Here is a 12,542-nt window from a genome sequence, read left to right as displayed (position 1 = left end):
TCCATCAGAGCTTCTCCACGTTGACCAGGAATGACTTGGATTCCGGGGTCTGTGTATTGCCATCGCCGAGGAACGGCACCAGGGTGTTGGTCAGGTAACCGTGGCGCGTCAGGCCGGTGAAGCCCCAGTGCAGCGGAATGCCGATCTGGTGTACCACCTGGTTGTTGACCTGCAACGGCCGGATCCTTTTGGTCACCACCGCCACCGCTTCAATGAACCCGCGCTTGCAGCTGACCCGCACCCGGTCGCCGGCAGCGATGCCCTTCTCTTTGGCCAGCACTTCGCCGATTTCCACGAACTGCTCGGGTTGAGCAATCGCGTTCAACTTGCAGTGCTTGCTCCAGAAGTGGAAATGCTCGGTCAGCCGGTAGCTGGTGGCGGCGTACGGATAATCCTTGGCCACGCCGAGGCTGTCCCACACCGAATCGAAGATCCGCGCCGCCGGGTTGCTGGTGGCTTTCTTGTTGTCCGGGTGCAGCGGGTTGATGCCGATCGGTGTTTCGAACGGCTCGTAGTGCTCGGGGAATGGCCCTTCGTTCATCTTGTCGACGGCGAAGAACCGCGCCACGCCTTCGGGGTTCATGATGAACGGGTTCATCCCGGCTTCCGGCGGCACGTCGGCCTTGTAATCCGGCACATCGGTGCCGCCCCAGGCCTTGCCGTTCCACCAGACGAGGCGTTTTTTCGGATCCCAGGGTTTGCCGGCGACGTCCGCAGAAGCGCGGTTATAGAGAATCCGCCGGTTGGCCGGCCAGGCCCACGCCCAGCCCTGATGCTGATGCATGCCGTAAGGGTCGTTGTTGTCGCGGCGGGCCATCTGATTGCCGGCTTCGGTCCAGCTGCCGCAGAAGATCCAGCAACCGGACGCGGTGCTGCCGTCATCCTTGAGCTGGGCGAACCCGGCCAGTTGCGAATTGCCCTTGATCGCCGCGCCCGTGGCGTCGGTGAAATCAGTGGTGGCGTAGCCGTTGACCTCTTTGGCGATCTCTTCCGGCGAGGGCTCTTCGGCGATCTTGTACGGCCACGACAGTTTTAACAGCGGATCGGCGAACTTGCCGCCCTCGGCCTGATAACGCTCACGCAGGCGCAGGAACAGCGCACTCATGATCTGCACGTCGGTACGCGCCTCGCCCGGGCCGTCGGCGCCTTTCCAGTGCCATTGCAGCCAGCGGCTGCTGTTGACCAGCGAGCCGTCCTCTTCGGCAAAACAGGTGGTCGGCAGGCGGATCACTTCAGTCTGGATGTCGGCACTCTTCACATCGTTGAACGGCCCGACGTGTTCCCAGAACTGCGAGGTTTCGGTGGCCAGCGGGTCCATCACCACCAGCCATTTGAGCCTGGCCAGCGCCGCCATCACCCGGTTCTTGTCCGGCAACGCGGCAATCGGGTTGAAGCCCTGACACATGTAGCCGTTGACCTTGCCCTGCCCCATCAGGTCGAACACCTTGAGGATGTCGTAGTTGGGGATGTCGAGTTTCGGCAGATAGTTGTAGGCCCACTGATTCTCGGCGGTGGCATTGGCGCCGTACCAGGCTTTCATCAGGCTGACGTGGAATTTGCTGTAGTTCTGCCAGTAAGACAATTGCCCCGGCCGCAGCGGAACCTGGGTGCGTTTCTTGATGTAAGCGTTGTAGTCCTGCTCCATGTCGGTGGGCAGGGTCAGGTAACCCGGCAGCGCGTTGGACAGCAGCCCAAGGTCGGTCAGGCCCTGAATGTTCGAGTGCCCGCGCAAGGCGTTGACCCCGCCGCCGGGCATGCCGACGTTGCCCAGCAACAGTTGCACCATCGCCGCGCTGCGGATGATCTGCGAGCCGATCGAGTGTTGGGTCCAGCCCAGCGCGTAGAGAATGGTCATGGTCTTGCCCGGGGTCGAGCAAGTGGCGATTTCCTCCCAGATTTTCTGCATGGCATCGACCGGCATGCCGCAGATCTGGCTCGCCAGGTCGATGTTGTAGCGGCTGTAATGCTGCTTCATCAATTGATAGACGCAGCGCGGGTCCTGCAGGGTCGGGTCGACTTTGACGAAGCCGTCCTCGCCCAGTTCGTAGCCCCAGGTGGATTTGTCGGTGTAGCTGCGCTTGGCCGCGTCGTAACCGGTGAACAGTCCGTCCTCGAAGCCGAACCCGGCTTTGACGATGAACGACACATCGGTGTAGTTGCGCACGTACTCGTGCTGGATCTTGTCCTCGGTCAGCAGGTAATTGATCAGCCCGCCCATGAACGCGATGTCGCTGCCGGTGCGGATCGGCGCGTAGTAATCGGCCACGGACGCGGTCCGGGTAAACCTCGGATCGACCACGATCAGCCGCGCGGCGTTGTGCGCCTTGGCTTCGGTCACCCATTTGAAGCCGCAAGGATGGGCTTCTGCTGCGTTGCCACCCATCACCAGGATCAGATTCGCGTTGGCGATATCGGTCCAGGTGTTGGTCATGGCTCCACGGCCGTACGTCGGGGCAAGACTTGCCACCGTCGGGCCGTGTCAGACACGCGCCTGGTTATCGAACCCCAGCATGCCGAGACTGCGCACCACTTTGTGGGTGATGTAGCCGGCTTCATTGGACGCCGCCGACGCCGCGAGGAATCCGGTGGTCAGCCAGCGATTGACCGTCTGGCCCTGGGCGTTCTGCTCGACGAAATTGGCGTCGCGGTCGGCCTTCATCAGGTCGGCGACGCGGTCGAGGGCTTCGTCCCAGGTGATCCGGGTCCATTCGCTGCTGCCGGGCTTGCGCACCTGCGGGTACTGCAAGCGGCCGGGGCTGTGAATGAAGTCCAGCAAACCGGCGCCTTTCGGGCACAGGGTGCCGCGGTTGACCGGGTGGTCGGCGTCGCCCTCGATATGGATGATGTTTTGCGCAACGTTCTTCGCGGCATCGCCCTGGCTGTACATGATCAAGCCGCAACCGACCGAGCAATACGGGCAGGTGTTGCGGGTTTCATGGGTGTGGGCAAGCTTGAAGTGGCGCACCTGCTCGGCGAAGGCCAGCGTCGGGGCCATGCCCAACGCGCCCAGGCTAGAGCCTGCAAGGCCGATACCGGCGACCTTGAAGAACTGACGACGGCTGAGATCCATCGTGCACTCCTGATCAGGTGGAACCCGGTACTTGTGCCGGGTTTGTTCTGGACAATCACGGTTGCGGCACACGAGTGCCGACTTTTTCACTGTAGACAACGCCCCCGCCGCCGGTGTGAAAACCGACCGTCGGCCGTTTGTCGGAGCATCACCTCCCTGTGGGAGCGAGCTTGCTCGCGAAAAGCGGTGTTTCATTCAATATTGATGCTGCCTGACCAGACGCATTCGCGAGCAAGCTCGCTCCCACAGGTTTTGTGTGCTCCTTCAGGGGCATGGGCTTATCATGGCCGGTACGACCCATCTCCGCCTTCAGAGACCGCGCATGACTTTCGATTTTGATCAGGTATTCGACCGCCACGACACCGGCAGCACCAAGTGGAGCCGCTATCCGGCCGACGTGTTGCCGATGTGGGTCGCTGACATGGATTTCGCCGCGCCGCCGGTGGTCATCGAGGCGCTGCACCAACGGCTGCTGCACCCGTTGGTGGGCTACAGCGTGGCCCAGGACAACCTGCGCGAGGCCATCGTCGCCGACCTCTGGAACAAGTTCGCCTGGCGGGTCAAACCGCAAGAGCTGATCTTCCTGCCGGGCGTGGAATCGGGTTTCAACATGGCGCTCAAGGCGCTGGTGCAACCGCAGCAGAACGTCGTGGTGCAAACCCCGAACTACCCGCCGCTGCGCCATGCGCCTGGCCATTGGGGCCTGAACAAGGTCGAGCTGGAATTCAACGCCCAGGCCGACGGCACCTACGCCACCCCGCTGGACGCACTGCGTGAATCCCTGACCGGTGGCGGGGCCCTGCTGCTGAGCAATCCGCACAACCCGATCGGCAAGGTCTTCGGCCGTGAAGAACTGCAAGCCGTGGCAGACATCTGCGTGGCGCAGGACGCCTGGATCATCTCCGACGAGATCCACGCCGAGCTGTGCTACGACGGCCGCGTACACATTCCGACCGCGTCATTGAGCCCGGAAATCGCCCGCCGCACCATCACCCTGATGTCGGCAAGCAAGGCCTACAACATCGCCGGCCTCAAGACCTCGTTCATGATCATCCAGGACGCCGCCCTGCGCGAACGCGTCAACCACGCCCGTTGCGGTATGGTCGACAGCGTCAATCCGCTGGGCATGGAAGCTACCCGCGTGGCCTACAGCGAGGCCGGCCCGTGGCTTGAATCGCTGAAACACTACCTGCAAGCCAATCGTGACTGGCTGGTGGACACGGTGCGCAGCCGTTTGCCCGGTGTGACCATCAATGTGCCGCAAGGCACTTACCTGGCCTGGCTCGATTGCTCGGCGCTGGATCTGGACGACCCGCAGAAATTCTTCCTGGAACACGCGCGGGTCGGCCTCAGCCCGGGCCTGGATTTTGGCGATCATAGCCAGCAGTTCGTGCGCCTGAACTTCGGTTGCCCGCGTTCGATGCTGGAAGAAGGGATTGCGCGGATGACGCGCAGCCTGGCTGAACGCAAGGCCTGATTTATTGCCGGTTCAGCCGGGAGGTCGTCGGCCAGAAAAAATGAACCGGCACCCGGCAAGCGTTTCAATACCTCAAGGCCCCGAGCAGATCGCAAGGGGTGAGACGGGTCGGCCGCCATGACATTTATCATTTGGATGGCAGTACTCGGTGCTGTCTTGCTGACCCTGGCATTGACGTCGTCCTACCTGCGCTGGATGCCGGTGACGACGTCGGCGGTCTGCCTGTTGCTGGGCATCGGTATCGGCCCGGTCGGGCTCGATCTGCTGGAGTTGCCGCTGGACAAGGCCTCTGTGTGGATGGAGCACCTGACCGAAGTCGCGGTGCTTTTTTCCCTGTTCGTCTGCGGTTTGAAACTGCGTTTGCCGTTGCGCGACAAGCGCTGGCGGATCGCATTCGGCCTGGCGGGACCGGTGATGGTGTTGACGATCATCGGCGTCTGCCTGTTGCTGCATTTTGGCCTGAACCTGAATTGGGGCCCTTCGCTGTTGATCGGAGCGATTCTGGCGCCTACAGACCCGGTGCTCGCGGCGCTGGTGCAGGTCAACGATGCGCGGGACGTCGACAGTGTGCGCTTCGGCCTGTCCGGCGAGGCCGGGCTCAATGACGGGATTGCCTTTCCCTTTGTGATCCTCGGTCTGTTAATGCTGCACGGTGAAGGCTTTGCCGCCGAGTGGCCCGACTGGGTGCTGGGCAGCCTGCTCTGGGCCGTGCCCGCCGGATTGCTTTGCGGCTACTGGATGGGCCGCGGCATTGGCCGCCTGACCTTGTCACTGCGCATCCGCAACGATGACAGCACCCTCAGCCCCAATGACTATCTGGCGCTGGCGTTGATCGCGCTGGCCTACGTGGTGGCCGAATCCATCGGTGGCTACGGGTTTCTGTCGGTGTTCGCCGCCGGACTGGGGTTGCGGCAGGAAGAGGTCAAATCCACCGGCGCCCACCAGCCACCCGCCGAGCATCTGGTGCAACCGGTGGTCGGCCATCAGAACGTCGAACCGCAGCACGCAGTGCACGGCGATACCGAGCGACTGGAAGACAGTCAGGTAGCCGCTGGCATCATGATGGGCGACATGCTCGCTTTCGGCGGTCTGGTCGAGCGGGCGATGGAGGTGTTTCTGGTCACCTTGCTCGGCGTGGTGCTGGTCAGTCACTGGGACTGGCGGGCACTGCTGGTCGGCGGCGTGCTGTTCTGTGTCATTCGCCCTGCCTGCGTGGCATTGATGCCGTGGGGATTGCTGCTGGCGGGACGCCAACGGTTATTGATCGGCTGGTTCGGCATTCGCGGCATCGGCAGTCTGTTCTACCTCTTTTATGCGCTGAACCATGGGCTGGGTGACAGTGTGGCCACGGTGTGTACTGACCTGACCCTGTCGGTCGTGGCGCTGAGCATTCTGCTGCACGGCGTCAGTACCCAGCCGATCCTTGCCCGTTACGAACGGCGTAAAAACCGATCAACCTCCCGGGTTGGTCACCTGAATGTAAAAGGCGTAGCTGCCGAGCAACATCCAGAACGTGGCAAAGATCCACGGCGTACGAATGGAAAACAGCAGTGACTTGCGATACCCCTTGTGGCTCGACTCCATTTCGCTGAACAGCGGCGATTCGTCATAAGCCAGCCCCATCAGGGGTTCGCTGCGCAGCAGTTCACTCTGTTTGAAGTGCCAATGATCAATGATGTCGTAGGCGGCGCGAATTCCCGGCCAGGCATTGAGCGAACTGAGCAGCCCGAGTAACGCCAGAAACGGCGGCACCACCAGGGTGAACAGCTTGCCCCACTCGGGGTTGAGGTTGGCCATGCAGGACGCAAAGGCAATCACCAGAAACGATTGCGCCGCCAGGTAGGCGTCGGTTCGGTTGGCCAGGATGCTGGTTTCGTACTGGATTTCCCGTCGGTAGAAATCCAGCCGCTCCTTGGGTGAACCGAACATTTTGGCATTATGTTCGTTCAGGGTTTCTTCGGCGGTCGGGTGGGTCAGTATGCGTGGCACGGGAAACGCTCCGGAAACAAAGCGTTTGGAGGCGCCACGCCCCGGACAAGTTCAGCCCGATTGCGCCCCCGGTTCACTTCATCGACTGGGCGATGATCTCCACCAGATTCAGCTGGTTGAACGGTTTCGACAGTCGCGGCAACCCGGCGGCAAAGCCTTCGAGACGTTCGGCGTAGCCGGTGGCGAGGATGATCGGCAGATCCGGCTTGAGCAGGCGTACGGCATGAGCCAGTTGCGCGCCGCTCATCTGCGGCATGGCCATGTCGGTGATCATCAGGTCGATGACCTCGCCCTGGTCAAACAGCTCAAGCGCTTGCGCACCGGAGGTGGCGCTGACTACCCGGTGGCCAAGGTCTTCCAGCAACAGGACGGTGCTGGTGCGCACCAGACTGTCGTCGTCCACCACCAGCACGCTGAGGCGCGGCACCGTATCGGTAGACGCAATCGGGCCAAGCGGTTTGGCGGCGACGCCGTCGATGGCCACCGGCAGCCAAAGTTCAGCGGTGGTGCCCTGCTCCTTGGTACTTTTCAGAATGAAGCGCCCACCCAGTTGTTCGATAAAGCCATGGACCATCGACAACCCCAGCCCGGTGCCCTTGCCCAGACCCTTGGTGGTGAAAAACGGATCGGTCGCTGACGCCAGCGTGTCGGCATCCATGCCTTCACCGGTATCGGTCAGCCTCAGGCAGACATAGCGCCCGGCCGCCAGGGTCGAATCGTTTTGTTCGAGCACCACCTCGGGTTCGGCACTGATGGTGACGCTGCCGCCCTCGGGCATGGCGTCGCGGGCGTTGGTCGCAAGATTGAGCACCGCCAGTTCGAGCTGGTTGCTGTCGGCCAGCACCGCTTGCAAGTCTTCGGGAAACTTTGTTTCGATGCGGATCCCCGGTCCCAGTGAGCTGCGCAACAGCCCGGTAATGCCCTGCACCAGTTTCGGGATCTCGACAGGTTCGGTCTTGAGCTCCTGACGGCGGGCGAAGGCCAGCATGCGCTGGGTCAGTGATACGCCGCGCAAGGCGCCCTGGGTAGCGTTCTCCAGCAGACGACTGACTTTCGGGTCGTCGCCGACGCGTTTGCGCACGATTTCCAGGTTGCCGAGGATCACCGTCAGCAGATTGTTGAAATCGTGGGCAATCCCGCCACTGAGTTGACCGATGGCCTGCATTTTCTGCGCCTGGAACAGCGCTTCGCGGGTCTTCTCCAGTGCCTGCTGCGCCTGGGTGGCTTCGGTGACGTCGCGGGTGATCTTGGCAAAACCGAGCAAGGTGCCGGTGTCGCCGCGTATCGCATCGACCACCACGTGCGCCAGAAACCGCGTGCCGTCCTTGCGCAGGCGCCAGCTCTTGTTTTCGAACCGGCCCTCGCGCACTGCGGTTTCCAGAGCGCGCTGGGGCTCACCGATTTCACGGTCTTCCGGGGTGTAGAACATCGAGAAGTGCTGGCCGATGACCTCTTCCGGCTTATAGCCCTTGATCCGCTGCGCGCCGGGGTTCCAGTTGGTCACCCGGCCTTCGGGGCTGAGCATGTAGATCGCGTAGTCGGTGACGCCCTGCACCAGCAGGCGAAACTGCTGCTCGCTCTGCTTGAGGGTTTCTTCGGCCATCTTGCGGTCGGTCAGGTCGCGGGTGATCTTGGCGAACCCGAGCAGTTGCCCGCTCGGACTGTAAATCGGATCGATCACCACGTGGCACCAGAAATGTGTGCCGTCCTTGCGGACCCGCCAGCCTTCACCCTCGAACCGGCCTTCGCGGAGCGCGGTGTCCAGTGCGCGCTGCGGGAAACCTTTTGCGCGGTCCTCAGGGGTATAGAACCTGGAAAAGTGTTCGCCGAGGATTTCCGCTTCTTCGTAACCCTTGAAGCGTTTGGCGCCGGAGTTCCAGCTGGTGATGATGCCCTCGGGGTCGATCATGTAGATCGCATAATCGACCACCGCGTCGATCAGCAAACGAAAGCGCATCTCTTCGATCGCAGCGGACTTCTTGTTCTCGCTCATCAGGCTTGGCTCAAAGCTGTTTTTCAATAACAGGAGTATGCGTCAAACCGGCGGATTGGAAAGGTGCTTCTGCGATATCGACGTGCCACCAGCGCGGCAGCAGTTGCCGGATGCGGCTTTCGGCAAAGCGATCATCGATCAGCATCACCATGCCGCGATCCTGCTGGGTGCGGATCACCCGCCCGGCGGCCTGCACGACTTTCTGTACGCCTGGGAACAGATAGGTGTAGTCGTAACCGGCGCCGAAGATCGCGGCCATGCGCCGCTTCATCTGTTCATTGACCGGGTTGAGCTGGGCCAGCCCGAGGGTGGCGATGAACGCACCGATCAGCCGTGCGCCGGGCAGGTCGATGCCTTCACCGAACGCGCCGCCGAGCACGGCGAAACCGACGCCCTGGCTGTCAGCAGTGAATTGATCGAGAAAGCCCTGCCGCGCCCCTTCGGCCATACCCCGGGATTGTTGCCACAAGGTGATGTGCGGGTGCCGCTCGGCCAGCAACTGCGCGACCTGTTGCAGGTAATCGAAACTGCTGAAGAATGCCAGGTAGTTGCCCGGACGTTCGCTGAACTGGCGAGCGATCAGCTCGACAATCGGCTCCAGCGATGCCTGACGGTGCGTGAAACGCGTGGAAATCCGGCTGACGATCTGCACCTGCAATTGCTCGGCGCTGAACGGCGACTCGACGTCGATCCAGACTGTGTCGGCCGGTGTGCCAAGCAAGTCCGCGTAATAGTGGCGCGGGCTGAGGGTTGCGGAAAACAGCACGCTGCTGCGCGCCGCCGTCAGGCGCGGGCCGATGAACGCCGCCGGCACCACGTTGCGCAGGCACAGTTGCGATAACGGGCGTTTGCGCTCCAGGTCGCGTTTGCTGATGTCGAACAGGTAATGCGCGTCGAACAGTTCCGCCACCCGGCCGAATTGCAGCATCTCGAAGTAGAAATTCTGCAACGTGCTGTCGAGCCCTTGCGGGTGATCGTTGAGGTAGTCACCGATGCTCGCCGTGCAGGATGAGAGCGCCTGCAAAAGTTTTTCCGGCGCCTTGTCGTAGGCCTGATACGGCGCCAACTGGTCATTGTGCAGGGCGTTCCATTCACGGTTGACCCGCTGCAACGACTTCTTCAAGGCTTCGGGCGCGGTTTTGCGCACGCTGCCCAATGTCGCCTGATCGAGGGTAGCGCTGTACATTTGCCGTCCGCGTTCGACCAGGTTGTGAGACTCGTCCACCAGCACCGCAACGTTCCACTGATTGAACTGGGCCAGACCGAACAGCAGCGCGCTGAAATCGAAGTAATAGTTGTAGTCCGCCACCATCACATCGGCCCAACGGGCCATTTCCTGGCTCAGATAATACGGACACACGCCGTGCTGCGCCGCGACGTCCCGCAGTGCAGCCTGATCCAGCAAGCGCAATTGGCTGGCGGCCTCGCGGGCGGCGGGCAAACGGTCGTAAAAGCCATGGGCCAGCGGACAGGATTCGCCGTGGCAAGCCTTGTCCGGGTGTTCGCAGGCCTTGTCCCGGGCGACCATTTCCAGCACTCGCAGCGGCAAGGTTTCGCTGTGATCGAACAGCACCTGCGCCGCGTCCAGCGCCAGTTTGCGTCCGGGTGTCTTGGCGGTGAGGAAGTAGACCTTGTCCAGTTGCTGCGGTGCCAACGCCTTGAGCATCGGAAACAGGGTGCCGAGGGTCTTGCCGATCCCGGTCGGAGCCTGGGCCATCAGGCAGCGGCCGGTGCTGACGGCCTTGAACACCGATTCGGCGAGGTGACGCTGGCCGGGGCGAAACGCGGCATGGGGAAAACCCAGCTGCTGCGCCGCCCGGTTGCGCGCTTCGCGGTGGGCCATTTCCTGTTCGGCCCACGCCAGGAACAGACCGCAGTGTTGTTCGAAGAAATGCCGCAGCACTTCGGCGCTGAAAGCCTCGACCAGACAGGTTTCCTTTTCCGTGACGATGTCGAAATACACCAGCGCCAGATTGATCTGCTCAAGCTGCAATCGACAGCACATCAACCAGCCGTAGATTTTCGCCTGGGCCCAATGCAGAGAACGGTGATTGGCCGGTTGCTTGCTCAGGTCACCGCGATAGGTTTTGACTTCTTCCAGGCAGTTCTGCGTCGGGTCATAGCCGTCCGCCCTGCCCTTGACCTTCAATGGCCCGAATGCGCCTTCCAGTGCAACTTCGCTCTTGTACGCGTCGTTGCGCCGGGACGCCACGGTGCGATGCCCGGCAATCCCCTCCAGCGCGGTCGGTGACGGGGTGAAGCGCAAGTCGAGGTCACCGTTTTTCGCGGTGAACTCGCACAACGCCCGCACCGCGATGCTGTAGCTCAAGCGCCCTGCTCCGCCCATTGCACGTAACACACGGCGACCGGCATGCGGTGCGTGTTGCAGAACTCCAGCCAGCGCAGTTGGTTGTCCTGCAAGCGATCGCCGGGGCCTTTGACTTCAATCATCCGGTAGGTCTTGTGCTGCGGCCAGAACTGGATCAGGTCGGGCATGCCGGCGCGGTTGGCCTTGATGTCCAGCAGCAGACGGCTGAACCAGTGCTTGAGGTGTTCGGCCGGCAAACACGCCAGCGCCTGTTCCAACAAATCTTCATTGAGCGCGCCCCAGAACACGAACGGCGACTGCACGCCCCATTTGGCGGCGAACCGCGCGCGGATGGTGTCGGCATAGCGGCCATCGTCGAGTTCGGCCAGACAGGCCTGAAACAACTCGGCTCGTCGGGGCTGGAAGTCTTCATTGAGCAAATCCACCGGCCCGCGCTGGAACGGGTGAAAGAACGCGCCCGGCAATGGCGCGAAGATCGCCGGCCAGCACAGCAGGCCGAACAGGGAATTGATCAGGCTGTTTTCCACGTAATGCACCGGGCCGGCTTCTTCTTGCAGGTGCGCCTGAACGTGATATTCCACCGACAGCGCCGGATCGAGACGCGGCAGGTGCAGGTCCAGCCGTTCCACCATGCCGGGCGCCGTGCGTTTGATCGGTGGCCCGCCGAGCTTGCGTCGCAAGCGTGGCAGCACCCGTTGCAGGCCCTGCTGTTCGGTGGCGGTTTCCGGCGCCTGCTCGGCAATGACCGCCAGTTCCAGAGCCAACGCGTATTCGGCGCTGCGTTCCAGCACGCGGATCATCCGCAATCGGGCGCCGGGATAGGCGCAGTCGCGATAGATCTTCAGGGCCAGGGCGAATTCGCCGATGCGCTCGCAGTATTGGCCGATCTGGAACAACAGCTTGCCGCGCCGGCGTTGCAGCCACGGGTTGTCGAAATGCAGCGCCGCGACCTGTTCGACGATGGGCTCCAGCGGTTCGCCCGCTTCGAAATACAGCTGGCAGTCGTGCAAAAACAGGCAGGCATCGACGTCGGCACGGCTGCGCAAGCCCCGGGAGTCGGCGCTGAATTCGACTTTTTCATAGGTGAAGATACCGAGGTCGGCGAGCACGAACTCCGACCAGTCCTGATAGAGGTTGCCGAAGAACATCAGGCGAAAACGGTCGCACAGGTCCATCAGCGTCAGGCTGAATAGCCGATCCTCCAGCGCCGGGCACCATTGCAGGAAACTGCGGGGCTCGGGAAATTGTTCGTGCAGCAGCGGCAGCCAGTCGACCTTCTTGCCTTTGGGCTGGTCGATGGCCGGGCCGAAGGCTTGCAGAACCTCGGCCTTGAGCAACACCTCGAACAGTTCCGCCATCGACAACGGCGCCTGTCCGTCGAGCCAGCCATGATCGAGCAGCGGTTGCGCTGCCACGGCGATGTCGCCGATTTCCGGATAACTCAGCTTGCCAGCCCGGAAATGCACGCCCTTGCGCATGACCATCCGCACCAGCAATCCCTGGGACGGACGCGGCAGCGCCTTGAAGTCGCGAATGAAGGTGTGTTCCGCTTCGGTCATCACATCGGCATAGCGAAGCTCAAGCCAGTCAAGCACTTGCCGGAAGTTGTTGAGGTAATAGAACGGGTCGTCGAGGGGATTGGCAATCACGGTAGTTTCGGGGCCATGGCAAGCAAGTACTGGTT

At 62.1% G+C, this 12,542-nt stretch carries 7 protein-coding genes; 2 read left to right on the top strand and 5 right to left on the bottom strand.

Annotated elements, in window-relative coordinates; genetic code table 11:
* Window positions 1–4: 4 nt before the first annotated feature.
* Window positions 5–3,070 (bottom strand): formate dehydrogenase-N subunit alpha, encoded by a 3,066-nt coding sequence (fdnG, locus tag IHQ43_RS14875; protein WP_192561083.1) that lies wholly within the window; start codon window positions 3,068–3,070, stop codon window positions 5–7.
* A 322-nt stretch (window positions 3,071–3,392) separates the two neighbouring features.
* Between fdnG and IHQ43_RS14870 the strand changes: the two genes are divergently transcribed.
* Window positions 3,393–4,547, top strand: a complete 1,155-nt coding sequence (locus IHQ43_RS14870) for a MalY/PatB family protein (RefSeq protein WP_192561082.1) — start codon at window positions 3,393–3,395, stop codon at window positions 4,545–4,547.
* 117 nt (window positions 4,548–4,664) lie between these two features.
* Window positions 4,665–6,101, top strand: coding sequence for a cation:proton antiporter (locus tag IHQ43_RS14865; protein WP_192561081.1), 1,437 nt, complete (start codon window positions 4,665–4,667; stop codon window positions 6,099–6,101).
* Here the strand turns inward: IHQ43_RS14865 and IHQ43_RS14860 are convergent.
* From IHQ43_RS14860 to IHQ43_RS14845, 4 genes are all read right to left on the bottom strand, one after another.
* Complete coding sequence (locus IHQ43_RS14860) at window positions 6,000–6,536, bottom strand: hypothetical protein (RefSeq protein ID WP_192561080.1); 537 nt, start codon at window positions 6,534–6,536, stop codon at window positions 6,000–6,002. The genes IHQ43_RS14865 and IHQ43_RS14860 overlap by 102 nt on opposite strands.
* Before the next feature lie 73 nt (window positions 6,537–6,609).
* Window positions 6,610–8,529, bottom strand: a complete 1,920-nt coding sequence (locus tag IHQ43_RS14855; protein ID WP_192561079.1) for a hybrid sensor histidine kinase/response regulator — start codon at window positions 8,527–8,529, stop codon at window positions 6,610–6,612.
* A 10-nt stretch (window positions 8,530–8,539) separates the two neighbouring features.
* On the bottom strand, window positions 8,540–10,858 hold the full coding sequence (locus IHQ43_RS14850) for an ATP-dependent DNA helicase (protein ID WP_192561078.1): 2,319 nt from the start codon (window positions 10,856–10,858) through the stop codon (window positions 8,540–8,542).
* A complete protein-coding gene (locus tag IHQ43_RS14845) occupies window positions 10,855–12,507 on the bottom strand; it encodes a VRR-NUC domain-containing protein (protein ID WP_192561077.1) in 1,653 nt (550 codons plus the stop codon). Before IHQ43_RS14845 ends, IHQ43_RS14850 begins: the two co-directional genes overlap by 4 nt.
* Between the last annotated feature and the right edge of the window lie 35 nt (window positions 12,508–12,542).

Source organism: Pseudomonas gozinkensis (assembly GCF_014863585.1).
GTDB lineage: Bacteria > Pseudomonadota > Gammaproteobacteria > Pseudomonadales > Pseudomonadaceae > Aquipseudomonas > Aquipseudomonas gozinkensis.
Note: the sequence above shows the minus strand (reverse complement) of the source record. Positions and strands in the feature narration are given on the sequence as shown.